Origin of the sequence: Planctomicrobium stercoris, assembly GCF_051465655.1 — a bacterium.
Lineage (GTDB): Bacteria > Planctomycetota > Planctomycetia > Planctomycetales > Planctomycetaceae > Planctomicrobium.
In genome coordinates, this window is record NZ_CP195791.1 from 4300188 (window position 1) to 4326261 (window position 26074).

Annotated in this window: 20 protein-coding genes; 9 read left to right on the top strand and 11 right to left on the bottom strand. The window is 57.9% G+C overall.

The annotated features are described in order from the left end of the window. Positions 1-425: 425 nt before the first annotated feature. Entirely contained in the window at positions 426-1238 is an 813-nt protein-coding gene (locus SH661x_RS17290) for a TIGR01457 family HAD-type hydrolase (protein WP_437224028.1), read from the top strand. A 68-nt stretch (positions 1239-1306) separates the two neighbouring features. Here SH661x_RS17290 and SH661x_RS17295 read toward each other — a convergent pair whose 3' ends face one another. From SH661x_RS17295 to SH661x_RS17330, 8 genes are all read right to left on the bottom strand, one after another. Further along, positions 1307-2101, bottom strand: coding sequence for an SDR family oxidoreductase (locus SH661x_RS17295; RefSeq protein ID WP_437224031.1), 795 nt, complete (start codon positions 2099-2101; stop codon positions 1307-1309). 199 nt (positions 2102-2300) lie between these two features. Next, complete coding sequence (locus SH661x_RS17300; RefSeq protein WP_437224033.1) at positions 2301-3578, bottom strand: PLP-dependent aminotransferase family protein; 1278 nt, start codon at positions 3576-3578, stop codon at positions 2301-2303. Between the two features lie 57 nt (positions 3579-3635). Further along, positions 3636-4436, bottom strand: a complete 801-nt coding sequence (locus SH661x_RS17305; protein ID WP_437224036.1) for a succinate dehydrogenase/fumarate reductase iron-sulfur subunit — start codon at positions 4434-4436, stop codon at positions 3636-3638. A gap of 84 nt (positions 4437-4520) precedes the next feature. Further along, the gene (locus SH661x_RS17310; RefSeq protein ID WP_437224039.1) at positions 4521-6467 is read right to left on the bottom strand and encodes a fumarate reductase/succinate dehydrogenase flavoprotein subunit; all 1947 of its coding nucleotides are present in this window, start codon (positions 6465-6467) and stop codon (positions 4521-4523) included. 125 nt (positions 6468-6592) lie between these two features. Beyond that, the gene (locus SH661x_RS17315; RefSeq protein WP_437224041.1) at positions 6593-7282 is read right to left on the bottom strand and encodes a succinate dehydrogenase cytochrome b subunit; all 690 of its coding nucleotides are present in this window, start codon (positions 7280-7282) and stop codon (positions 6593-6595) included. Between the two features lie 152 nt (positions 7283-7434). Further along, positions 7435-8463: a leucine-rich repeat domain-containing protein gene (locus SH661x_RS17320; protein WP_437224044.1), complete on the bottom strand. Its 1029-nt coding sequence runs from the start codon at positions 8461-8463 to the stop codon at positions 7435-7437. Continuing rightward, complete coding sequence (locus SH661x_RS17325; protein WP_437224046.1) at positions 8460-8750, bottom strand: hypothetical protein; 291 nt, start codon at positions 8748-8750, stop codon at positions 8460-8462. The genes SH661x_RS17320 and SH661x_RS17325 overlap by 4 nt, the downstream gene beginning before the upstream one ends. 134 nt (positions 8751-8884) lie before the next feature. Beyond that, positions 8885-10168 (bottom strand): DUF2130 domain-containing protein, encoded by a 1284-nt coding sequence (locus tag SH661x_RS17330; RefSeq protein WP_437224049.1) that lies wholly within the window; start codon positions 10166-10168, stop codon positions 8885-8887. 475 nt (positions 10169-10643) lie between these two features. Between SH661x_RS17330 and SH661x_RS17335 the strand changes: the two genes are divergently transcribed. From SH661x_RS17335 to SH661x_RS17365, 7 genes are all read left to right on the top strand, one after another. Continuing rightward, positions 10644-12221: an Hsp70 family protein gene (locus SH661x_RS17335; protein ID WP_437224052.1), complete on the top strand. Its 1578-nt coding sequence runs from the start codon at positions 10644-10646 to the stop codon at positions 12219-12221. Positions 12222-12386: 165 nt separating this feature from the next. Next, positions 12387-13451, top strand: coding sequence for a hypothetical protein (locus tag SH661x_RS17340; protein WP_437224055.1), 1065 nt, complete (start codon positions 12387-12389; stop codon positions 13449-13451). Positions 13452-13613: 162 nt separating this feature from the next. Beyond that, positions 13614-15290 (top strand): ATP-binding protein, encoded by a 1677-nt coding sequence (locus tag SH661x_RS17345; protein ID WP_437224058.1) that lies wholly within the window; start codon positions 13614-13616, stop codon positions 15288-15290. 212 nt (positions 15291-15502) lie between these two features. Further along, entirely contained in the window at positions 15503-16642 is a 1140-nt protein-coding gene (locus SH661x_RS17350) for a 3-keto-disaccharide hydrolase (protein WP_437224060.1), read from the top strand. 108 nt (positions 16643-16750) lie between these two features. Next, positions 16751-17374 (top strand): hypothetical protein, encoded by a 624-nt coding sequence (locus SH661x_RS17355; RefSeq protein WP_437224062.1) that lies wholly within the window; start codon positions 16751-16753, stop codon positions 17372-17374. Between the two features lie 55 nt (positions 17375-17429). Next, positions 17430-18353, top strand: a complete 924-nt coding sequence (locus SH661x_RS17360; protein ID WP_437224064.1) for a diacylglycerol/lipid kinase family protein — start codon at positions 17430-17432, stop codon at positions 18351-18353. Between the two features lie 220 nt (positions 18354-18573). After that, positions 18574-18789, top strand: coding sequence for a carbon storage regulator (locus SH661x_RS17365; RefSeq protein ID WP_437224066.1), 216 nt, complete (start codon positions 18574-18576; stop codon positions 18787-18789). A 189-nt stretch (positions 18790-18978) separates the two neighbouring features. Here the strand turns inward: SH661x_RS17365 and SH661x_RS17370 are convergent, their stop codons facing one another. Next, positions 18979-20793: an alpha-amylase family glycosyl hydrolase gene (locus tag SH661x_RS17370; protein WP_437224068.1), complete on the bottom strand. Its 1815-nt coding sequence runs from the start codon at positions 20791-20793 to the stop codon at positions 18979-18981. A gap of 273 nt (positions 20794-21066) precedes the next feature. Between SH661x_RS17370 and rsmH the strand changes: the two genes are divergently transcribed. Beyond that, a complete protein-coding gene (gene rsmH, locus SH661x_RS17375; RefSeq protein ID WP_437224070.1) occupies positions 21067-22128 on the top strand; it encodes a 16S rRNA (cytosine(1402)-N(4))-methyltransferase RsmH in 1062 nt (353 codons plus the stop codon). A 178-nt stretch (positions 22129-22306) separates the two neighbouring features. On the opposite strand, the gene SH661x_RS17380 is transcribed toward rsmH, so the two are convergent. Both SH661x_RS17380 and SH661x_RS17385 read right to left on the bottom strand, forming a co-directional pair. Continuing rightward, positions 22307-22774 (bottom strand): YaiI/YqxD family protein, encoded by a 468-nt coding sequence (locus SH661x_RS17380; RefSeq protein WP_437224072.1) that lies wholly within the window; start codon positions 22772-22774, stop codon positions 22307-22309. Between the two features lie 87 nt (positions 22775-22861). Next, on the bottom strand, positions 22862-25987 hold the full coding sequence (locus SH661x_RS17385; protein ID WP_437224074.1) for a PVC-type heme-binding CxxCH protein: 3126 nt from the start codon (positions 25985-25987) through the stop codon (positions 22862-22864). Positions 25988-26074 lie beyond the last annotated feature (87 nt).

Genomic DNA, 26074 nt, shown 5'->3' on the forward strand with positions numbered 1-26074 from the left:
CATTTCAGTGAGTCCCACCGATGGTTGCAAGCCTTTGGAAAGACCCGGGGATCGCGAAACTCTTCCACGTGAATGCGAAGATCTCATGACATCCGAATCACTGGAGGGGCGAAAATTCACCGGATCTTTGCGCAAATTGCACTGGCGTTGACGCAAGCAGAAAAGAATCCACTTCAATACTTGTTGATTGGACGCAAGTTCCAGCAAGGCATCGACATCCGCTTGCCTTCGAGGGATGCAAATTTTGCGCAAGAAGGTTGCAAGGCGTTTTCTTGATGTAACCCAGCCCGATCTTGGCAAGCTCTTTCCCTACCTCTACTTACAGGCACTGCGTCATCTTGAAAAGGGGCACGCGGCATGGACGTTGCTATTCCAGCGGACTTCGAAGCGGCTCGATGAGTTTTGAATCCAGGAATGAGAGTGCAATGAAAAAGGGATTTCTGATCGACATGGACGGCGTGATCTACCGTGGAAGCCAGATCCTTCCCGGTGCCGATCGATTCATCAACATGCTCCGCGATCGCGATCTGCCGTTTTTGTTCCTCACGAACAACAGCCAACGAACCCGACGGGACGTCGCGACCAAGCTGCAGCGAATGGGGATCGACGCCTATGAAGAAGACATCTACACCTGTGCCATGGCAACCGCATCGTTCCTGGCCCGTCAGAAGCCGAACGGCACCGCGTATGTGATCGGCGAAGGGGGACTGCTTCAGGCCCTGCACGAACATGGATATTCCATCGTCGATCACGATCCCGATTATGTGGTCGTCGGCGAAGGCCGCACGCTGACTCTGGAGATGATGGAGACTGCAGTCCGCCTCATCATGAAGGGGGCGAAGCTCGTGGCAACGAACCTCGATCCGAACTGCCCCACGCAGAACGGCGTCCGGCCCGGCTGCGGTGCTTTCATCGCCATGCTGGAATCCGCCACGGGAACCAAAGCCTTCAGCGCCGGGAAGCCCAGCCCGGTCATGATGGCTGCTGCGGTCGAAACCCTGGGAGTCGCCCCCTCCGATGTCGTGATGATCGGAGACACGATGGAGACCGACATCTGCGGCGGAGTTCAGATGGGCTATGAAACCGTCCTGCTGTTGACCGGCAGCACCAGCCTGACCGACCTCGATCAGTACGCGTTTCAGCCTGACTATGTCGTCGACAACATCGGCGACCTGTGCGGTCACCCGATGTTCTACGAAGGAGCCGACACGGTGATCTTCGAACCGTCGCCCGCTTAACGACTCGATGAATGTCCAACTCCAGACTGTTGAGCTGCGGACTTCACGCCTGCAGCTCAACAGTCTTTTCACCAGGCAGTCCAGCCGCCGTCGATCACCAGATTCTGTCCGGTGAGGTAGCTGGAAGCGTCACTTGCCAGAAAGACAACCGCACCTTTGAGCTCTTCCGGTGATCCCATCCGCCGCATGGGGGACTTGGCAGAGAGCCGATCGACAAGATCCCGCGGCGCTTTCTCTGAAGGAAAAGGGCCGGGGCTCAGGCAGTTGACCCGGATTCCATCCCCCGCCCAGTAAACCGCCAGATGACGATTCATCTGCAGCACCCCCCCTTTGAGGGCGTGATACGCTACCGGACTGGCGGCGCAGATCCCCTCATAGGTCTCCGGATAAGACCCCACGAGCCCGTACATTGATCCCAGCAGGATGAGACTCCCGGTCCCTTTCCGCTGCACAACCTGATCCCGAAACAGACGCGAGAGCAGGAAGTACCCAGCCAGATTGTCGAGTTGCCGCCGGAACTGTTCCGCGGAGATGGTGCTCCAGTCGTTGGCGACCGGCTCGTGCCCGTTGTTGATCAGAATATCGATCGCTCCCGCCTGCTGAAGTGCGCTGTCGAAGCCGGCTTGCAGGGAGGCTTCCTCCATGTGGTCGAGCTCCACCGCAAAATGATTCACACCAGGAGCGGCCGGCAGCTGCGCAGCAAGAGCCTCCCCTTTCTCGAGACTTCGGCTGCTCACCACAATACGGGCCCCAGCTTCCGCGAGCGCCATGGCCATCGCTGTTCCGAGATGCCCCGTTGCTCCTGTGACAAATGCCGTTTTGCCTTGAAGACTGAACAGATCCCAGACAGTTTTCTCCGGCATGGTCAACTCGAATTCAGATCGGGTGGGGAAACAAAATTGCCGCTTGAGAGGTGATTCCGCATTCTACTCCGCAGAAAAGCCCAACCGTGACGGTCTCTCCAGTTGTAGGCACCTCATCGTACCACTTGATAAATTGCCGTCAATGGACGTGCCGCTTCCCTCACAACGGGTCACGAGCAGGCAGCCTCACTCGGGAACGTCATCCGACTTTGAGCATGGCACGCACTGCCGTCGCGAGGCGCTGCATCCCTTGATCGATCCCCGCCGACGTCTGCACCCCGAAGCTCAGCCGCATCTGATTGTGTCGGCGTGAAGGGCCTGCTTCCGCATAACAGATCTCGCCCGGGACATACATCACCCCTTCCGCGACAGCGGCCCGGAACAGGTCACTTTCAAAGCCGGTGGCGATCGACTCAGGCAGCGTCATCCAGACATACAGTCCGCCATGCGGATGATGCCACGTGACCCCGGGAAGATCCCCGAAATAGTTCTGGGCCGCTGCGAGCATGGCATCCCGCTTCGTCTGATACCCCAGCCGCACCTGCTGCAGATGCGGCTCGTACATTCCCTGCTGTAAAACAGTCGCGATGAGATGCTGGGCGAAGTTCGATGACCCGAAGTCCTCATTCCCTTTGCGATCGCACAGCGGACCGATCAGCTCGGTTGGAACAATTCCAAAGCCCACCCGGATCCCAGGCGAAAACGTCTTGGAGAACGTCTGCGTATAAATCACCTGCTGACGGGTTTCATCCAGCGACCAGACGCTGGGGAACTCGTCTCCGTCATACCGCAGTTCTCGATAGGCAGCATCTTCCAGAATGAGGATGCGATGATCGTGCGACCAGCGTCTGGCAATGTCGACCAGTTGCTGGCGACGTTCCAGACTCAGGCACGTCCCCCCCGGGTTGTCGTAATAGCTCACGACGTAAATCATCTTCACACGTGGAAGTTCACCCGCAGCGTGCAGCTGCTGCAGAGTTTCCTCGAGCACGTCCGTGCGCATGCCGTCCTGATCGCTTGGAATCGTGATGGCTCGCGCGCCGACACCTTCAAGGTTCCCGGCAAAGACGAAGTAAGTCGGTCCTGCGACCAGGCAGATGTCTCCGGGATCGAACAGAACTTCACAGACGAGCGAAAGAAGCTGCTGCGAACCGGTCGTCAGCAGAAGCTGGTCCGCATCGACTCCCAGTGCCCCGGTATCAACATGCTCGAGCCGTGCAAGATGCTCCAGCAGCATCCGGCGAAGCCGCAGATAACCGGGAGTGGTCCCGTACTGCAATGCCCCTTTGCCAGCGGCCGGTGAAGCGAAGATGGCAGCCGCCGCCTGCAGCACTTCTCCCAGTGGAAGTGTCTCGGGATCGACGAGGCCGGCCGCCAGGGAAATGACCTGCGGATTCTCAACTCCCTGCTGCATCAGGAAGCTGATCGCCAGATCCTTCGTATACGCCCGCCGCTGACTGAAATGAATGTCTGGCATGACGGCACGTTCCTGCTGACGGTGAATTCACTCGAACGACCGGCCCGGCAGCGTTGTTCAGCCTGTCCCGCCGCTCTCAGCCTTTTCTTCGCGGGAGAACAGCGTCGCTTTGAAGTATTCGCGGTTCAGCCGGGCGATGTGACTGACAGAAATCCCGGCGGGGCAGGCTGCTTCACACTCATAGGTGTTCGTGCAGGCTCCGAACCGCTCGGTATCCATCTGGGCCACCATCTTCAACACACGGCTCGCCCGCTCCGGCTTTCCTTGCGGAAGCTGTGCCAGATGAGAAACCTTCGCTGAAGTGAACAGCATAGCCGACGCGTTCTTGCACGCTGCCACGCAGGCGCCGCAGCCGATGCAGGCGGCAGCATCCATCGCGTTTTCCTGATCGTGACGGGGAACCGGCAGGCAGTTGCCGTCCTGGGCCTGCCCGGTATTGACGGAGACGTATCCCCCCGCCTGAACAATGCGGTCGAAAGCGGATCGATCGACCACCAGATCCTTGATGACCGGAAACGCGACCGCCCGCCACGGTTCAATCAGAATGGTATCGCCATCCTGGAAGCGGCGCATGTGCAGCTGGCAGGTGGTGGTCTCGTTATCGGGTCCATGCGCCTGCCCGTTGATCATCACGCCGCAGGCTCCGCAGATCCCTTCGCGACAGTCATGGTCGAAGGCCACGGGCTCCTGACCATCTTCGATCAGCTGCTCGTTGAGAATGTCGAGCATTTCGAGGAAGGACATGTCCGGGGAAATGCCATGCAGCTTGTATTCGCGGAAACCCCCTTTGTCTTGGGGGCCGCTTTGTCGCCAGACCTTCAGGGTCAGACTGAGCTTTTTCTTGGGCGAACTGATCATGGCGGACGAGGGATACGTGTCTAGGGTCTAGGGACGGAAGTTGACGAGTGGCTTCACTCAACGCTCATCGCTCAACTCTCAACGCTATTTGTAGCTGCGGGCACTCATGTGGATGGTTTCGAATGTCAGGGGTTCGGCATGACGAACGGGCGTCGTCGTCGGTCCCTGATATTCCCAGGCTGCGACGTGAGCGAATCGTTCATCATCGCGCCGGGCTTCCCCTTCTTCGGTCTGATGTTCTTCGCGGAAGTGTCCCCCGCAGGACTCTTCCCGCATGAAGGCGTCGCGGGCCAGCAGTTCACCAAACTCGAGGAAGTCGGCCACGCGGCCAGCCTGCTCCACCTGCTGATTGAATTCCGCTCCGCTTCCGGGCACATGCACTTTGGTCCAGAACTCTTCACGCAGAGCACGGATATCGTCAATCGCCTTCTGCAGCCCGGCGGCGTTCCGAGCCATTCCGCACTGATTCCACATGATCTCGCCCAGAGCCCGATGGAAGCTCTGCACGCTGCGATTGCCGTTGATGCTCAGCATCTTGTCGATGCGTCCCTGAGCTTCCGCTTTCACGACATCGAACTGTGGGTGAGCAGTGGTGACCGGCTTGAGCGGCCGCGAGGCCAGGTGATGTCCCAGCGTATACGGAATCACGAAGTAACCGTCGGCGAGCCCCTGCATCAGGGCACTGGCCCCCAGACGGTTGGCACCGTGGTCGGAGAAGTTCGCTTCACCAAGAACAAACAGTCCGGGGACGGTGCTTTCCAGATGGTAGTCGACCCAGAGTCCGCCCATCGTATAGTGCACGGCGGGGTAAATCCGCATCGGCACCTTGTACGGGTTTTCGTCCGTGATCTTTTCATACATGTGGAACAGGTTGCCGTACTTGCTCCGGATCTTGTCCTCACCCTGTTCTTCAATCGCCCGCTTGAAGTCCAGAAACACGGCCTTGCCAGTTTCGTTGACTCCGTATCCGGCATCGCAGCGTTCCTTGGCGGCGCGGCTGGCGACGTCGCGGGGGACCATGTTCCCGAACGCGGGGTAACGGCGTTCGAGGTAATAGTCGCGATCCTCTTCGGGAATCTCGTGAGGAGGACGCGTATCGTGTTCTTTCTTCGGAACCCACACCCGGCCGTCGTTTCGCAGACTCTCGCTCATGAGAGTCAGCTTCGACTGGTAATCCCCCTTCACTGGAATACAGGTGGGGTGAATCTGCGTGAAGCAGGGGTTCGCAAAGAAGGCGCCTCGCTTGTAGCACCGCCAGGCTGCGGTGACGTTGCAGCCTTTCGCGTTCGTCGAAAGGTAGTATGCGTTTCCATAACCGCCGGTGCAGAGAAGGACCGCATGGGCAGCATGCGACTCGATTTCCCCGGTCACGAGGTTCCGGCAGACGATCCCGCGGGCAACGCCGTCGATGGTCACCAGGTCGAGCATTTCCCGGCGGGCGAACATCTTTGCCTTGCCTGTTGAGACCTGTCGCATCAGGCCGCTGTACGCTCCGAGCAGGAGCTGCTGACCGGTCTGGCCACGGCAGTAGAATGTTCGCGAGACCTGTGCTCCGCCGAAGGTTCGATTCGCCAGCAGGCCGCCGTATTCGCGTGCGAACGGCACCCCCTGAGCGACACACTGGTCGATGATGTTCGCACTCACCTGGGCGAGGCGATACACATTCGCTTCGCGGGCACGGAAGTCGCCCCCTTTGATCGTGTCGTAGAACAGACGATAAACGGAGTCGCCGTCGTTGGGATAGTTCTTCGCAGCGTTGATTCCCCCCTGAGCCGCGATACTGTGAGCCCGGCGGGCGGAATCCTGGAAGCAGAACACCTTGACGTTGTAGCCCAGTTCCGCGAGCGACGCAGCGGCCGAAGCCCCCGCCAGCCCGGAGCCGACAACGATAATGTCGTACTTCCGCTTGTTATTGGGAGCGACCAGCTTCAGATCGTTCTTGCAGCGGTCCCACTTTTCGGCCAATGGACCGTCGGGAACACGGGATTGTAAACGCCCCTGATTCACCTGGCTCCGGTCACCGTCACTCATTGCTGCTGTCCTGACTTCTACGAAAACTCTGCAACCGACAGTGTGAAAAAATTGACGTCGAGCGAAATCAGTTCACGCTGATTTTCGCAGTCCTGCTCGGCGGGTCTGCCGCAGGGGAAACTGACTTAAATCCTGCCCCAGCTGCCGATCCAGGCCACCACCGGAAAACTGCCGAATCCGATGGCCACGACCAGCCCGAACAGCCATGACACGCAGCGAACAGTGGGGGTGTACTTGGGGTGATTCCAGCCCAGTGACTGTAATGAACTCTGCAATCCGTGGGACACATGGTACCCCAGGAACAGCGAACCGATCAGGTAAATGCTGCCGCGAACCAGATTCGAAACAATGATTCTGGCCTTCGCAAACGGCTCGTGCCCTTCCAGCGCGGACCGCCAGCCGATCTCGAACTTGAAATCGCTCAGGTGAACCGCGAGGAAGCAGAGAATTACCAGACCGGTGATGAACATCGTCTTGTCCGGCGTCGGAACGGACTCGGCCAGGACGCGATCACGTCGCTTGGACTGCTGCATCGCATACCGGTTCACACGGGCGTCGCGATTCTGGAACTGCAGCCAGATTCCGTACCCAATGTGAAGTGCAAATGCCGTATACAGCAGCACTTCCGCCAGAATCAGAAACTCCGGATTGTCGTGGAGTTTATGAGCGTATTCGTTGTAGGTCTCTTCCCCGACGTACAGGAGAAGATTTCCGACCAGATGAACAACAAGAAAGAAGCACAGAAACAGCCCGGTGGCTCCCATCAGATACTTCTTACCGACTGATGAGAACAGGAAGGCCTTGAGCCAGTTCAATTTCGGCTCCTTCAATTGGCTGAGGATCAGCTGCGGGACATCCCCGGGATAGGCGGTTGCCTGCCAGGATGGACGCGTGTCCGAACGGAATGCTTAAGTTGTCTGGAATTATAGGGAACCGGGATTTCGCTGCAATCGGCCAAAGGACTTCGTTACGGCGGCGTCTCAGCCTTGGAATTCATGCGGTCAAACCGTTCCCAAAATTCGGAAGGGGTTGCCAGAGTCTGTGCCCCGTCAAAAGACGTATCGAGTTGCCGCAAGGATTTCATGTTTCGAATGACATCCATTCCCCGCGTGATTTTCTCCGGTGTGAAGACCAGACGCGTCAACGCCAGCCCCTGCAACGGTGTCAGGTCCGTCACCTCTGTGTCGGCAATATTGAGCCTTTCAAGTGACGTCATTTTCGAGATCGGCGACAAATCCGTCACCGCCGTTTTTTGAACGTCGAGGCTTTTCAGCGGGATTTCGCTGATGACGGTCAGGTCGGCCAGCCCGGTTCCCCGCAGCCACAATGTGCCGATCTTCATCGACGCCAGTGGGGAGAAGTCCTCCACCAGCGTGTCACACAGATTCAATTCTTCGAACGTTTTCCCCGCCAGCGGTGACAGATCACGCACCGGGCAGTGACTGAGCCACAGCTTCTTGATGGACAGATCTTTCAGCGGCGAAATCTCTGAAACCTGGGCTTTCTCCAGATACAGCTCCTGCAGATTCCCCAACGTGGAAACCGGTCCGACATCGGCTACCAGTGACTCAGAGGCATCCAGCAGAACCAGCGGCATGCCCGCAATCGGAGAGAGATCGGATACGGGAGCCTGAATCAGCACCAGTTTCTTCAGCGGCATCCCTTGAATCGGGCCCAGATCACTGATCTTTGTCAGGGAAAGATCCAGTTCCTTAAGAGGTTGGCCCCGCAATCCTTCCAGTGTGGTGGCACCACTCCCGGCGAGCGAGGCTGCTGTATAAGCGGCCCCTGACCGCTGAAACTGCGCGATCTGATTCGCCCCCAGATTCTTCCGCATTTCCTCCGCGGGAATCATGGGAGTTGCAGCGAGAGGAACTTCGTGGCTCCTGACGGCTGGCGAAACCGCGATCGATTCCGCCTCCTCCGACGGCTTCTGGCTGCAGCCGGCACAGAGTGCAACGATGACACACAGTGCCACTCGGTCCGCGATGTTCACTTTCCGGTTTCCCGCTTCAAGACACCTGTCTGGAGTTCCTTGACGACTTCCGCGAGAACCGAGGGGTCCCGCTTCTCCATCACGTGACTCACTCGGCTGGCCGGGATTTTCAACCGTTCCATCGTTTCCCCTGCCGAAGTCCACAGCTTTTCCAACTGTTTGCTGGCCGGCTTTGCGAGATAGATGCTGGTGACCAGTTCGGCGAGCCGCTGATCATCGATCTGATCACGGTTATCGTAATACCGGGAAACAATTTTCTGCTGATGAGGAGTGAGGTCTTTCGCCATAGTCGCATCAAATTCATTAAAGTTTCGAACAACCTGCCACCCGGAGTCAGTGTCGGAACAGCGACCTCGGGCGACCTTCGAATATCGACTTTCGCGATGATTCGCGGAAGCGGAAGTTCGGGTTTTTCACCGATTCAGGCCTGTTTTTCCGCGTAAGTCAAAGGCAGGGCCTGAATCTCCAGCCCCTCGATTTCCTGAAGGGTTCTTCCTGCAATTCCCTGCAGATCTCCATACATTCCAGCGGTCGATTCGATGGCAGCATGAATCTGTTCCTCCCGCTTCGCCCACTGCTTGGTGAGAAACTTCCGCTCTTTGTTGAGATCGTCCTGCATCACTTCGAACTTCTCGACAATCGCCGAGACGCGATGGCGGAACTTGGGGCCGGTCAGGTACTGATAGACGAGTTCCATCTTCGTCTGCTGACCCTCACTCGCCTGTCGGGCTTTGGAAATCTCGATCAATGCGTGTCGCAGGGCGATGGCAACGGGAATCGCACAGCAGGGACTCGTCACCCAGATTCCATCGATGCAGTTAAAGGAATTCGCCTCGACTCCCTTCGGAAGGGCGTGCGTGACGATGAGGGCAATTTCCGCCTTGGCGGAACGCTGATCATCACGCAACTTGGAGAGCCAGCCGTCGCTCCAGTTCTTCGTCCGTTTCGATTCCCACAACAATGCACCGCAACACTGGCCGGTCGAGGTGAAGACCCGCTGCAGCATATCTCCTCCGTGCTCTCCCTTGGCCACGGGCTCAATAGAATCGAGCGGAAACGCTGCGGCCACGCGGGCTTCCAGATCAAGTTCGAGCACTTCCCCCTGAAGCTGCTGAGACCCTTGTTCAGCTTTCCGCTTCAGGTCCTCGATCGTCTTCTGCATCCCCTCAATCTGATGCTGCTTTTCGGCGACTTTCAGCTTCAGTTCTTCTTCAGCTTCACGCTTGGCCTGATCCCGAGTCGACGTCAATGACGCCTGAACACGCTTCTCGATGGTCAGTTCCATTTCCCGCTGTGCGTCTTCCAGCTCGCGTTTCTGACGCATGAGATCAGCTTGGGTTTTCTGAGCTTCTGCCAGCTTCTCATCGCGAGTTCGCAGAATCGCCTGCAGTTCCTTGAGCTCGTTCGCCTTCTGCTCAAGATCAGCCCCCAGCATCGATTTCGCCCGTTTGGCTTCTTCCGCTGCGATCTGAGCACGCTCAGCCTTCAGCTTGGCCGCAACCTGTTCATCGATCGCTTCGCGAGCTTTGGCAATCGCCGCCTGTTGCTCCCGCAACGCATTCTCCCGGCGAAGAACTTCTGCATCCTTCTGAGCCATCTGCTGTTCGAACTGCCGACGAGTTGCCTCTAAAAGCGGTGCTGCCAGGGACTCGGTCAGTTTGACTTCGTGTCGACAATTCGGGCAGGTGATCGTGGGATCGATCATGGAGTCAGCTCCTCAGGCAATAGAAGAAACGGCGTTGAGCAGCACCGGGAGGCTTCCATCCACCCTGCTACTGAACGGATGTATTGTGCCGAAAGTTTGGCGGATCGCAATCGAGTCCCGACAAGATTCCGGAAAGTCTTCCGTTTCATTCGCACAGAAATCCGCACGTCTTGACCGCCAGACGGGCGTTGCCGGAGTCCCCGTCTGGGGGCATCGGGAGCGAGCAGCGATGATGACGCCGGTGGAAATGATCACGCGGCGTCAAGTCCGGACGTGAGAGACAGAACCCGCGGAAGTGCGGTCATGTCGCTTGAATCGTGTCAGCAGCAGCGTCAGAATGCGGTTCTCAAAATCACATCAGCCATCAATCGTCTGTCAGCGCGTCAACTCACGACACATCGAAAGATGAAGCGCCGGTCCGGGGGCTACCTGCTCACAGCGATTGCCAGAGCCATTCAGCTTGGGGAAAGAGTCAATGGAAATTCTACCTGGCCAGACAGTCGGCATTGACCTGGGAACGACCTATTCCTCTATCGCGCAGCTGAATGCGCAGGGGAATCCGGTGTCGCTGCCGAATGCGGACGGCAAGACGATCACCCCGTCGGTGGTGATTCTGGGCGAAGATCGCAAGATGATCGTCGGACCGTCCTTCGAACGGATGTCTCTGGAGAATCCACGAAACATCGTGGAAGCGATCAAACGACAGATGGGAAACAAAGATTTCGCCATCGTCCACAACGGCCAGAAGTTCACGCCGGAACTGATCTCGGCCATGATTCTGAAGAAGCTGAAGAAGGATGCGGAACGGGTGGTGGGCGAAATCACCAACGCGGTGATCACCGTTCCTTACTACTTCAACGACGTCCGCCGCAAAGCAACTCAGGACGCCGGCAAGATCGCCAACCTGAACGTCATCGACATCATTAACGAGCCGACCGCCGCCACACTGGCATACGCCTGGCAGAAAGGGCAGCTCGGCCGCCCGGACGCCTTCAAAGGTGAAAAGACCATCATGGTCTACGACCTTGGAGGGGGAACCTTCGACGTCACCGTTGTCCGTTATAACGCCACGAATTTCCGCGTGCTCGCGACTGACGGAGACGTGATGCTGGGAGGTCTCGACTGGAGCCGCCGGATCGTGGACTTCCTCGCGGAGCAGTTCCACAAGAAGTTCGGCGACGATCCTCGCGAAGACCCCGAAACCCTGATGCAGATTACTCAGGAATGCGAGCAGGCGAAGCGCGACCTGAGTGCACGCTCACAGGTTTCGGTGAACGTCTATTACAAGGGGAAGAACCTGACCACCGCCCTGAGCCGCGGCGACTTCGAACGGCTCACCGGTGACCTGATGCAGCGAACCCGCGACACCACCGAACTGGTGATGGCGCAGGCCGGCGTTGCTCCTGGAGAACTCGATGAACTGGTTCTCGTCGGCGGTTCCACACACATGCCCGTGGTGGAGACCATGCTTCGTGAAGTGACCGGCAAGGTCCCCTCGCGAGAAGTCAATCCGGAAGAAGCAGTCGCACAGGGAGCTGCGATTCATGCAGCCATCCTGGAAGCGCGAGCTTCTGGCGGAGGCGGACGCATGGGGCAGGCTGTGCTCACCCGGCTGCGGGCAGTCACCGCAACCGACGTGAACTCGCATTCGCTGGGTGTGAAGATCACCGATCCGAATAACCGGTCCCGGAAGATCAATCACATCATGATCCCCAAGAACACGACGATCCCGTTCGAAGTGTCGCAGAAGTTCGTCACCAACACGCCCAATCAGCAGCGAATTCACATCTCGGTGCTGGAAGGGGATGCGATGGATCCGGACGCCTGCACAACGATCGGAGATTTCCGGATCATGGGTCTGCCGCCGAATCTCCCCGCAGGTTCCCCGGTCGAAGTGACCTACCAGTACGACAAGAACGGCCGGATCCATGCCCGCGCGCGGGAGCTGACTTCCAAGATCGAAGCCAAAACCGAAATCGTCCGGGACTCCGGTCTCACCGACGACAACGTGCACGCCTTCGAAGTGCTGGCAACCGAATACTCGGTCGAATAAATCTCAAGCACGAAACTCGAAATTCGAAACAAATTCGAAAGTACGAAGTTCGAAGCATCAAACTTGTCCTCATGTCTGACTGTTTCTAATTTCGTGCTTTGAGTTTGTTTCGAGCTTGTTACTTCGGATTTCGGATTTTCTGACACATCAGCAGGCAAATCGCTCATGGATTTCTACAAGGAATGGTTGGGAATTCCGGAAGGGCCGCGGCCGCCTGATCACTATGAACTGTTGCGGGTCGTGCGATTCGAAGACGATACCGACAAGATCCGCGCGCACTACAAAAAGCTCAACGCGCACGTCCGAAAGTATGCAACCGGTCAATACTCCGTGCAGTCTCAGGATCTGCTCAACGAGATGGCCAAGGCCATGCTGTGCCTGACGGACGGTGAGCGGAAGCGTGATTACGATGAGTCGCTCGGGCGTGAACTCCCGCCGGAGAAAGACGATTTCGGCCGCCAGCCGATTCTGGATGTTCTCTGCCGACAGAGTGAAATCAGCCGCGATCAGAAGCGGGAAGTCGAAGACTTTGCCGAGCGCCGGGGGCTCTCGCATCGCGATGCCGTCGTGCAGATGAAACTGGTTCCGCCGGAGAAAGCCGCACGGGCACTCGCTGTCCAGCTGGGATACTCGTACATCGACCTTGAAGACATGCTGCCGGAGGATGACATCCTCGATCAGGTGCCACGGCAACTGGTCAAACAGCATTCGTTCATCCCGCTGTTCGTGGATGATGGCCAGCTGCTCATCGCGAGTGTCGACCAGATTGAACACGAACTCGAAGAGGAACTCCGCCTGCGTTACAACGCTCCGGTCCGAACGGTGATCGCAGCCCCGCGCGCGATCAATCAGGCTGTCGCCAAGTACTACGCCCCCGGTGTCCGGGACGAGGCCAAAGTCTCGACAGCTGTCACCAAGACTGCCGGCAAGGCCGCTCCGAAGTCCTCCGGCAAAGCAGCCGCACCCGCGAAGTCGGGGGCTGGGAAAGCCGCCAAGCAGACGCAGCAGTCCTTTGCGGATCTGTCTCCAGCGGAACAGGAGAAGCGGAAGCAGCTGGGCCTGATCTTCATGTGCTGGGGGGTCATTTTGCCGATGTTCCCTCAGATCCTGAAGTCCTTCAGCCCGGTGCTGGCAGCCCAGGTCCCGATCGGTTTTTATCCCAACGTTGCCATTGCTCTGGTCATTGGCGCCGGAGTCAGCTGGTGGGTGACGCAGAAGTACTGGAAGTGAGTGAAAATTCGAAATCCGCTTTTTGAAATTCAGAACAATTTCAAAGCACCAAATGCAGTCTGATGAAACAGGCCGAGGCGTTTGGTATTTTGAGTTTGCAGAATTTCGATCTGTTTCGGATTTCGAATTTGATACTTCGAATCTTCCAGCGCGAGCCGTCTCGTGACCGATGCAACACTCCTGGTCATCCAAGGACCTGAACAGGGACGCAAATATGATCTGACCCCTGAGCCGATGCATCTGGGGCGCGGCGGTCAGAACGAAATCCGCATTCTGGACACCGAAGTTTCGCGGCGGCATGCGCTCATCTCCCGCAGCCAGGGGACCTGGCAGATCTCGGACCTGAAGAGCTCCAACGGAACCTACGTCAACGGGCAGTCCGTCACGGCGGCCAGCATTCGATCCGGGGACCAGATTCAGATCGGCAGAACCATTCTGCTCTTCACGAATGAGCCGCAGCAGTCCGATCGCACGGTGGTGGAACGGATCAATCTGGTGGCGAGTTCAGCCCTCGACGACCAGTCACGCATTGTCGGTCAGGCACGCCCCCCCGAACAGGCGAACTTCGGGGGATGGACTCAGGCGGGAGCCAATCTTCAGCTGCTGTATCAGATCACCGAAGAAGTGGTCCGCCCGACAACGTCGCTGGATGATCTGCTCAAGCGGATTCTCGATCTGACACTGGAAGCAGTCGGTGCGGATCGCGGGTGCATGCTGGTCGCCAACTCGAAGAACGACCGCATTGAACCCCGGGTGGTCGGGCATCGCAGCGGTGTGAATGTCGATGAGCGGATGCCCATTTCCACCAGCATCGTCGAGTACGTGATTCACAACGGCCAGGGGGTGCGAACCTCGGACGCCCAGCACGACAGCCGCTTCGACACCGGGCAAAGCATCATGCGGGCGGGGATCCGCGAGGCAATGTGTGTGCCGATGCGCGGCCGGTTCGAATTGATGGGAGTCATCTATGTCGACACGACCCGGTCTTCACTTTCCCCCAACACCAATCCCGACGGCAACCGGTTCAGCGATCAACTGCTCAGACTGCTGCTCGCCATCGGCCGACAATCGGCACTCGCGATCGAGAATTCCCGGTATCAGGATGCGTTGGTGACCTCCGAGAGACTGGCTGCGGTCGGGCAGACCATCGCCATCATGAGCCATCACATCAAGAACATTCTGCAGGGAGTGCGTGGCGGCGGATATCTGATCGACACCGGACTGAAGCAGAACAACGAAGAGATGATCCGCAAAGGCTGGGGTGTCGTCGATCGCAATCAGGAGCGAATCTATAACCTCGTCATGGACATGCTGACGTTCAGCAAAGAACGTGAACCGCAGCTGAAGATGTCCAGGCTCAGGGAGGTCCTCAACGATGTGACGGAACTGATGCAGTCCCGCTGCACGGAGCGCGGAATCGAGCTGACACTCAAAGAGGTGACGCCGGTCCCGAAGACGCAGTTCGATCCCGAAGGGCTGCATCGCGCAGTACTGAACATGCTCACCAATGCTGTGGACGCTCTGGATGAGCGCGAGCATCCGCGAATTGAAGTTCGTTACGGAGCAGACCGCGCCCATGAGCAGGTCTGGGTCGAGATTGAAGACAACGGCCGCGGGATTGAAGACGGGGAACTCTCCCGGTTGTTTCAGTTGTTCGAATCGAGCAAGGGCCTGAAAGGGACCGGGCTGGGGCTCGCGGTCAGTCAGAAGATTCTGCAGGAACACGGCGGGACGATCACGGTGAAGACGCGAGCGAACGTAGGGACATGCTTCCGGCTGGAGTGGCCCCTGATCATTGATGAAGGGGAAAGCGCCGACAACATCAATGCTTTGCCGTGACGGCTGCTGCACCGCTGCCACCTTCCTCAGAAAAAATCGTTATATCACGCCCGAATTCCCGGATGTGCTGAAGATTTTCCGGGAGACCTCGCTTGCGGCTTCTGGGTTGCGACAGGTACCGTCAAAGGACCAAATAGAGCGGTGAACGGGCCTGCACAAGCTGTCGGCCCCCCCCTTTAGCACGAATTGACTCTCCTGTCAGGAATGCCGACATGAAACCAGTCGCCTGTCTCGCCATCGCCTGCATGTTGGGAATCACCTCGGGGACCGTCCGTGCTCAGGCTCAAGAAGCGAAGGTCCGGCCCCCCGCTTACCTGACTCCCGAAGAAGCTGGTACCGATTATCTGCTGCAGGGGGAGTATCGAGGCTGGCAACGGAGTCTTGGCTCCGATCGGAGCAGTCGCTCAGTCGGGCTGCAGATCGTCGCGATGGGAGATGAAACCTTCCTGGCCGCGAAGTACTACGGAGGCCTCCCCGGAGCCGGATGGCGAAAGGGACAGCGTTTCGAGTATCAGGGAAACACCGTCGACAACATCGTTCGACTGAACGGACCGGATTACACCATCGAAGCCGACGGGCAGACAGCGGTGATCTTTTCCAAAGACGGCGGACGCGTCGGTGAACTGAAAAAAGTCGATCGAGTCAGCCCCACCCTCGGAGCCCGTCCTCCCGAGGGGGCCGTCATCCTCTTTTCAGGTGAACCGACAGATCAGTTCGTCACCCCCAGGATCACCGAAAATGGCCTGTTGCGGGAAGGGACACAGACCGCACAGTCATTCGGTGATATGCGGTTGCATGCGGAATTCCAGCTTCCCTTCAAGCCGCTGGGACGCGGGCAGGATCGTGGCAACAGCGGGTTCTACCTGCAGGGTCGCTACGAAGTGCAGGTGCTCGATTCCTTCGGTCGTGAGGGAATCGAAAACGATTGCGGTGCCATTTACAAGACCCGTCGGCCGGATGTGAATATGTGCTATCCGCCCCTCGCGTGGCAGACCTACGACATCGACTTCACGATGCCGAAGTTCGACGCCGACGGAAAAAAGATTTCGGACATGCAGATCACCATCTGGCACAACGGTGTTCTGGTGCATGACCACGCGGTCATCCCGAACAAAACCGGAAACGGGATCGAAGAAGGACCGCAGATGCTGCCGACGAAGCTGCAGGCTCACAACAATCCTGTCCACTTTCGAAACATCTGGCTGATTCCGAAGACGGAAAAAACCATCGCCTCGGCCGACTGGGTAAAACTCCCTCTTTCCGGCCCCCCGACGCCGTTGAACGCTTATGCTCCTCCGGGACTGCTTAATGTCAGTCCCGCCGGACTCGTGACGGTTCAGGTTTCTCGCTGACCATCTGGCAAGGTTCGTCTTCGACAGCATTCCAGAATTTCCGGCACGAAATTTGTCCTGATCTGACCGTGATTGCCAAACGGATTCGTCAGCAAGTCAGGTTCAACGATGCTCGGGCAGATCACGAGTCAGACTGGATTCTGGATTCTCGTTCTTGTCGCAGGACTGATCTCCATCGCGATCGGCGCCCGCATTTTCGACCAGCAGCGACGGCATGAATGGGCACGAGCCGCCAGACGGCTTCGCCTGAGGTTCACTCAAGACGAACAGGGGCCGTCTCTTTCCGGGACAATTCGCGGACGGCAGGTGCAGCTGAAGGTGGTTCCTGAGAGCTCAGATGCGGGGGGCGGTGTGGTTGTTGCCCGCGCTGCTGCACCGGTTCAAAGTGCCCCGAAAACAATGTCAGCGGAAGCTGTGCTGGGGGTGGTCGGGAGTGTCGCCCATCATTCAGACGACCGGTTTCTGACCGGCGATGCAGACTTCGACGAGAACGTGGACGTTCAGGGAGAGAACAAGACCCAGCTGCAGCAGTTCTGGTCGGCCTCCCGTCGGAAAGCCTTTCTCGACCTGATCAATCAACAGGAGTTTGACAGACTCGCCCTGGAAGAGGGAGAGCTGCGAATTGAATTGCGGGGAGCAACCAGCGACCGTCGCCAGGTGGAAGCATTGATCCGTCGACTGGTTGATTCCGCCGAGCAGCTCGATCGGCCGAACGATGCGGGAGTCTTGTGAAGTGCGGAATTCGCCTGACGGATGTAAGAGAGTCCGCTGCTGAAGGAGCTTTCGATTGTCGAAACATGTCCCTGTGGCTGTCATCTGGAACCCATCGAAGCATTCGACCGCAATGGCCGAACAGGTCCTGCCGCTGCTGCTCGAAGTGCCGAACGTTTCAGTTCATCGCCCGGAATCTCCGGAAGCGGCGCATGAACTGATTCAGTTTCTGTCTGAGACTCCGGGGATGATTGTCGCTGCCGGTGGGGATGGAACCGTCCGCGCGACGGTCGATTCCATGATGAGCGTGAAATCGCAGCGGACTCTCGGCGTGCTCCCCCTGGGAACAGGGAATGATCTGGCCCGAAGCCTGTCGATTCCCTTTGACGCCGCTGGCGCCGTCGACGTTCTGACTTCAGGCAGAGTCCATTCGCTGGACGTGATGGAATTTCAGACCGATCGTCAGCGAGGCTGGAGCGCCAATATGATCACCGGAGGTAATACGGGGCGTTATCTGGAAGTGATGACGGATGAGGTCAAACAGCGTTGGGGAGTGCTCTGCTACCTGCGCGGGGTTGTTGACGTCATTCAGAATCTGGAAGCCTTCGAAATCTCGCTGACACTGGATGACGGGCCCGCAGAGAAATTGTCGGTCCTGAATGTTTTTCTCGCCAACGGACGAACCTCAGGGGGCGGGCTGATCGTCTCTCCGGATGCAGCCGTCGATGATGGCCTGATCGATGTCATGCTGGTGCTGGATGGTGACCCGGGAGAAATCGCCGGACTGACAGCCAATTATCTGCTCGCGGATTTTCAGCAGCACGATCTCATCGTCATCCGCCGCGCGAGGCAAGTGCTAATCGAATCTGCTCCGCCGTTTCTGCTCTCCGCGGACGGCGATTCCATCGGGGCGACGCCGCTGCAGGTTCAGTTGTACCCTCAATCTCTGAATGTACTGGTGGGCCCGGAATTCAACGCGTTTGCCCGGTCGGTCTCTTGACCGCCACTCTCTGAAGATTTTAGGTGAACATCTATTCACACAAAAACGAATGCAGTGTAATCTCTCGCAGCGGTGTACAAACCATCACATTTCTTGACGCCGCGTGCTGACTTGAGTGAAAGTCGAGGTTTTGCCCGATTTTCGGCATTTTCTTTGCATTTCACTCAAGGTAGCGGGGAGACAACGACCTTTAGTTCACGGATTCGAATCGAGGTGGATAATGCTGGTGCTGACCCGTAAGAAGCAGGAATCAATTCGCATTGGAAACGACATCGAAGTCGTGGTTCTGGAAGTGGCGAAGAACAGGGTGCGACTAGGCTTCAAATGCCCTGCGCATATCTCCATTACCCGCGAAGAGTTAAATCAGATGCAGAAAGAAATCGCCATCGACCTGCCCGTCGCGGAGTCGGTCGATCAGACACTGGTTTGCGCTTAGTCCACGAGTTATTTCCTTCGCCGCCCCGCGATTCAGAACGTGTGCCTGAACGCAGTAGCGGGTGTGCGGTTTCGCACACCGTCCCCCGCGAAATTGACCTGAGCGGTGGATGATTGCAAGGCGATCATTCTACCAGCGTGGCTCAAATCCGAGCAGACTGATCGGTGCGCGACCACACATCGCCGCCGATCAAGCATCCGTCGGTTCTTTGGACAGCGTATAAATCAACCCCGCATAAGGACCGATGGTCACCTCCGCAGCAAAGGGTGCCCCGTCGGGGAGCACGATATCTGTTGCCAGCGTGTCTCCATAGTCGTCGGAGTAGATTTTCGAATCTCCGTTAAATCGAAGCTTCCAGTTGCCGGGAACAGGGAACGTCAGCTGGATGCTGCGTGGTTCGCGGCAGAAGTTAGCGACCACCACGACATCCCCCGGCATGCACTCGCCGTTAAAGGTCCGCAGGTAGGCCATCACCTTCGCCTGGTCGTCCTGATAGAGAACACTGACATGCGAACCGGTCAAGCCGCGTGAACCATCGTTCCAGTTCAATCTGAGTCGAATCAGGTCACGGAACATACGCACTACGCCGTGAAAATCCTCACGTTTGTCCCAGTCGAGCGGGACCGTGTCCTGGAACCAGCCCTCTTCGAGAAACTCCTGTCCCTGGAAGAGCATGGGCACGCCGGGAGCCGTCAGCACCAGCAAAGCTCCCAGCGTCGAACGCTTCTGAGCGAACCAGTGATCCGGGGCGTCCGGCATGATCTCCGACGGAATCCGGGCCTTGCCGTTGGCAACCTCATCATGAGACTCGGTGTACACAACTCGCTGAAACGGATCGCCGTTGTACCCCGCCGACAATGAATGTTTCACCGCCTCAAGGCTGCGCCCCTCATCCGTGGGATTCGTCAGGACGTCTCGAACCGGATGAACGAACTGGGCGTCCCACTGTGTGTGAAAACTGGCTCCCCCCTGTTCCGCGGGCTGTGTCAACGAGGGATCATTCTGGAGATCTTCGGCGATGACGATCTTGCCGGGGAACTCATTGCGAATGGTTTCGTTGATCCACTGGGTCAGGCTCCAGCCGTCTGGGAGCACGCCCCCCTCATCACCGACGCCCCGCACCGTGCGGATGTAAAGCGTCATGTCATACCGCAGACCGTCCGCACGATAGTCCTTCAGCCACATCATGGCATTATCAAACAGATACTGCCGGACTTCTCCCCGGCCGTAGTCCGGGCGGGTGTTTCCCCAGGGGGTCTCGGACTTCCAGTCGTTGTAGAAGTAGATCCCCCCAAGTCCTTGCTCGCTCCAGCCATCGAACTGCCAGACACTCAGATCGCTGGGCCCCAGATGGTTGTAGACCACATCCAGAATGACAGCGATCCCCTTCCGGTGAGCTTCGCGAACGAACCGCTTCAGCCCCTGCGGACCGCCATAGGCAGACTCCACAGCGAACAGATGGGCGGGGTTGTACCCCCAAGAGAAGTCCCCCGCGAATTCCGCAACGGGCATCAGTTCAACACAATTGACGCCAAGTCTTTTGAGGTGCCCCAGACGCTCGATCGCCGCATCGAACGTCGCCGGAATTTCTTCCCCGTCACGTTCGCCAAATGTCCCGATGTGCATTTCGTAAACCACCAGCTCATTGAGCAGCGGCATTTTGAAGTCATCGTCTTCCCAGTCGAAGGAGGGGTCTGTGACGACACCGTTCCCGGCTGAGTTGGTCACTTCACGTGCATGAGGATCGACCCGCGAGAGTTCCTGCTTTCCGTTTCGAATGAAGAAGCGGTACTCGGCCCCCGCCTCAACTCCCGGAATATCAAGGAACCAGTTCCCGTTCTCTTCCTGTTCCATGGGATGTGCCTGCGGGTCCCAGTCGTTGAACGTCCCGATGACAGACACACTTTCCGCATGCGGAGCCCAGACTCGAAAGGCTGTCCCTTGATCATGCAACAGGGCGCCCATTTTCTGTGTTTCCTGACGCGACTGGACATCGATGGCCATCAAAGCACTCCATGGGGGAAATGGGGAGATCCGGTCGGGGTGAATGCAATCGCTGGACCGAACAGGACAGGGAGCCGGTTTTGCCCGAATATCCACGACTTTGCACATCCGGCGGTCAGAGGTGATGGTCGAGGAGCCAGCAGGGCGTCTCCTGTCCGCGCAATGGAGCGAACATGCTTCGCTCCCGATGTTACGGGATTGTGGCCTGTCAGGAACCTCCTCGCTCTTTCTGTTCAATTGTCAGAGCCCATTCTCAACCTTTACAGTGAGGCGATGACAGACGAACTTTCTCCTCGACCTCCCCGAAGACCACGGTACCGGGGAAAGAATCCACGCAGCTTTGCCGAGAAGTACAAGGAACGCTCTCCGGAGCGGTATCCAGACGACGTTGCCAAGGTGCTGGCGTCGGGAAAAACGCCGGCCGGTTCACATCGCCCGATCATGGTGCAGGAGATTCTGGACTGTCTGAATCCGCAGCCGGGCGAACTCGCTGTCGACTGCACACTGGGATATGGCGGTCACTCCCGGGAGTTGCTGAAAGCCATTCAACCGGGCGGCCGACTGATTGGTCTGGATGTCGATGCTGTCGAACTTGCCAGAACTGAAGCTCGACTCCGGCAGAGCGGCTGTCCGGAAGAGTCACTCATCGTCCGCTGCATCAATTTCGCTGGTCTTTCAAAAGTTCTCGGAGAGATCTCTCCTGCCGGCGCGGACATGATTCTCGCTGACTTGGGGATTTCCTCCATGCAGATCGACAATCCCTCACGGGGATTCACCTTCAAAGCGGATGGACCGCTCGACATGCGGATGAACCAGTCGCGGGGAATGCCCGCTTCTGAGCTGCTGGGGAAATGGAGCGCCGCGGACCTGACAGAGATCCTCTCCGAGAATGCGGACGAGCCGTTCGCGGAAGAACTGGCGTCGAAGATTCTCGAGGCGCACGCGCGAACTCCGCTGCAATCGACACATCAGCTGGCGGCGTTGATCCGTTCGCTTTACGCCCCGTTTGCCCGCGGACAGGCCGATGCGATTGACGGGGCCGTTCGCCGCGTGTTTCAGGCATTGCGAATTGCCGTGAACGATGAGTTCGGTGTGCTGGATGCACTGCTCCGGCAGCTTCCGTACTGCCTGCGACCGGGCGGGCGCGTCGCTTTTCTGACGTTTCACTCCGGGGAAGACCGGCGCGTGAAACTTCACTTCAAAGAGGGGCTGCGAAGCGGCATCTATCGCGGGATCAGTGAAGAAGTGATTCAGGCGACCCCGGAAGAGCGTCGGAGCAATCCCCGTTCAACATCGGCCAAACTCCGATACGCTGTGCGCAGCTCCGAGGAATGAAGTCACTCAGTACTTCCAAGTTCTCCGAGCAATCATCGTGAGAGGTCAGAGGTCGGGGAATAGAGGTCAGAAAATCGCTTGTTTTCCAGTGCTTTCTGACCGCCGACCTCTGTCCCCTGACCTCTTATTTCAATTCGATCAGACTTGGAACTACTGTCACTGAAGCTGCGACGTTATTTCAACCATTTCGCTGAATCGATCGCAGTGCCTTTGTGATCCAGCGGTCCAGCTGATTGGCGAAGGCCTGCCGGTCTTTCGCACCATACAGGCTCGGGCCACCCGTGATCTGTCCCCCAGCTCGCAGTTCATCCAGCAGGTGCCGCATGGCAAGGCGTTCGCCGATGGTGCTGGCATCGTAGACACGTCCGCGGGGATCGAGAGCCTCTCCCCCTTTGGCGACGACATCCGCCGCCAGAGGAATATCCGCTGTGATCACGAGATCCCCCGGCTGCATCAACTCCACAATCCGTTGATCCGCGACATTGGCCCCCGCCGGCACAAGCACGGTATCAATGAACGGGGAACGGGGTGGATGCATCGGCTGATTCGCGACCAGCGTCATTTTTACGCTGCGCCGATCTGCCGTCCGAAACAGAAGCTGTTTCACGTCTCCCGGGCAGGCGTCGGCATCAATCCAGATCTGCATGTCGGGCGGGGTCCAAAACTCTTCAGGAGGCTTCGATCAAAGATCGCGCGGTGAGTCGGGATTCGACTCACCGCCCAACGACGGCAATTACTTTCCCTCATCCGCAGGAAGCGGCACCTGTTCACTGCTCATCAGGTAGCCGATCAGGTCACGCACCTGCTCGGGAGAAAGATTCTGAAGCTGGCCTTCGGGCATCAGAGAAACGGCTGTCGTTTTCATTTCGTCGATCTGCTGTCGATCGAGCGTGAGTGTTTCCTGGGCCGACTGCAGCGTCAGCGTCCGTTCGTTCAGTTCACTGATCACGCCGTTGATGACACGTCCATCATCCAGAACGACGACCACAGTCCGGAAGCTGGCCCCCACGCTGGCACTGGGATCAATGATGTTCTCCAGCAGGTAGTCGAGGTTCTTACGATTCGAACCGGTGATGTCCGGGCCGAGTCGACGTCCAGCTCCAAAGAGCACGTGACAATTGGCACAACTCTTCTGGAAGATCGCCCGTCCTGCGGAAAGGTTGGCATGCGCGAGGACATCAGTGGTCAGTTGCGACTTGTAGTTGTCAACCAGCACACGTTTCTCCGCAGCACTCACTCGCACATCACCCCAGAGTTCCGTCAGTTCTTTAGTTAGTTCTTCGTTCTCGAACGAAGCGATCTGCCGGGCGTGAAATGCGGAGAGTTCCGAAGGCTGAACATGTCCCGCGCGAACCGCCGCCAGCAGGGCCTTGGCAGAGGCAGGCCGGGACGTGAGCGTCAGGATCATCTCCGAACGCTCGGCAGGCTTGAACCCGCCAGCCATGCTCAGGATCTTTTCGGGAATCTCTTTCTCATCATACTGCGAGAGTCCACGCAGGGCTTCGACTCTCAGATTCTGATCACCGACCAGTTCCAGAAGAGTGGGAGCATAGTTTGCCGGCTTGCTGAGGAGGAGCGACCGCAGGGCAGCGCGTCTGGTTTCCGGGGGGAGCGATCCATCGGTGACAATCGCCCGCATTTCATCAATGGCACGACCGTCTCCAAAGATGACATTCAGACTCTGCACCTGCTGCCGGGTTTCTTCCGACTCTGACTTCGCAAACTTGTCAGCCAGCTGCGTCCAGCCTTCCGGAGCAGCAGCCTTCTGCCAGCCGTTCAAGGCCTGCGACATGCCGCTGATCACACTTTCGGGGAACTGGCACTTTCCACTGTTCACGAGTTCCACCAGCTGTTCAATGGACTTGGGATTTCTCTCAATCTCCAGCGTGAGTCGGCGGGCAACCAGCTCGCTCAGCTGCGGCATCTGGCTGACCTGAATCAATGCGATCGCCCGGGAGGCATCACGTGGGACAGCGGGTTCAATTCCGTACCAGACCATGAGCGGCAACATCCGGTCATGGGCATACTCACTGCGAGCAGCCAACGCATCCGCCACCTGCCAACGCAGATCGACCGGAAGTTTCTGAAGTGAAGAGGCCAGATGCAGCTGGACCAGTCCTGATGGATCTGTTTTGGCCAGTTCGACCAGCGTTTTGAGCAGCACTGCGGAAGGAGCACGGCCGTCCCAGGTTTCCTGATCGACGAGGAATTTCAGGACAGCGACCCGTTCGTACTCATTCTTCGAAGCCAGATGATCAATCCACCATGAGTCCGAAGTTCCGCCGACGGCCGCAATGGTTTCCAGCAATCGGATGCGAGGAATTTCCGCATCGGTTTTCGACAATGTCTCCTTCAAGTCATCCCGCAGTGCAGCGAGTTCATCGGAAGAGAGTCCCTGTGCGGCACGGTGGGCGAGAATCACTCGCGACTGCCGAGCCCACCAGGTGTTCGGATGGGACTGCAGCGCGATCAATTCTTTCGACGTCAGTTTGGAAAGATCGAACTCCGGCAGATGAGCCGGTTTCTCATGAACGAGTTTGTAAATACGGCCGCTGGTGCGGTGCACGCCGTCGTGATCATGACACTCTCCGGTGTCGCTCCAGTCGGCAATGAACACTCCCCCATCCGGACCGGTCAACAGCTCCATTCCCCGGAACCAGTGGTCTGCAAGGAAGCACATGTCCGGACCATGGGTCGCGGTATATCCGGCTCCCTGACGCTGCAGGATGTCCGAGTTGATTCGCATTCCGTGAAGATTCAGAGTGTACACACGATTGCGGTATTCCGCAGGCCAGTTGTCTCCCTGATAGATCATGAGTCCAATGTGGGCATGTCCACCCCCAGCGGCGCTGGTGCTGTCGGTGACCCCTTTCCGGACGTCGCTCCATGATTCACCCGTATCCCAGTGAACGTGATCCGCCACCTGCGGAAGCAGCTTGTAGGAATGCGGATTGATGTCGAGTCCGAACATGCGTTCGGTGTGTGCTCCGGGAATGACGTGCCAGAGATGCCCGATGACGGTGTTGATCACGAAGATTTCACCATGCTCATCGAAGTCGAATCCCCACGAGTTTGTCATCCCGTGCATGACCGCTTCGGCGACATCACGCGTGGGGTGATACCGCCACACGCCGGTATCGATCTTGAATCGCTGTGAGTCGCTGGCTCCCGGCTTGCCGACGTTGGCGGGAGCGAGAATTCCCGAACGTCCGTAAAGCCATCCATCCGGCCCCCATTTCAAACCGTTGGCCGGGGTATGCCCTATGATCCCCTCTTGAAATCCGTCCAGGATGATCCGCGGTGCGCTGTCCGGAACGTCGTCCCGGTTCTCATCGGGAATGAAGACAAGATGCGGCAGACAGATTGCCCAGACCCCTCCGAAGCCGACTTCGATGCTCGTGAGCAGTCGGGCGTCGTCCCAGAAGACAGTCCGTTTATCGTGCTGACCGTCGCCATCCGTGTCTTCCAGAATGACGATGCGGTCTCGTTGCTGTGGATCGAAGCCTCCAGCTCCGCCGCCGGCCCAGCTGTAGTTCTCCGCAACCCAGAGCCGGCCGCGATCATCGATCGTCATGGCGATCGGGTTCTGGACCTTCGGTTCGGCTGCAACAACCGTCAGCTCGAAACCGGGAGGGAGTTTGACGCTCTTGACCACCTCAGCCGGATCCATCGGCGTAGTCGTCGCCTTCTCCGTATTGACCGGGGTCGGAAAGTCGTCAGCGGGAAGTGTTGTGACAGAGACGAAACTGGCAACGCAGATGGCCACAAAGGACCATTTCTTCAACACCATGATGGACGCCTGGGATGGGAGGAAGTCAAAGGAGGATTCAACCGGCTGGTGCGACCGCCAGGGACGCATCAGCGGATTCTAATCAACTTCTCGACATCCTGTAGAGCGACTGGAGAGGTCAGTTCGACCAGATTTCTGACGTTCCTGAAGTCGCTT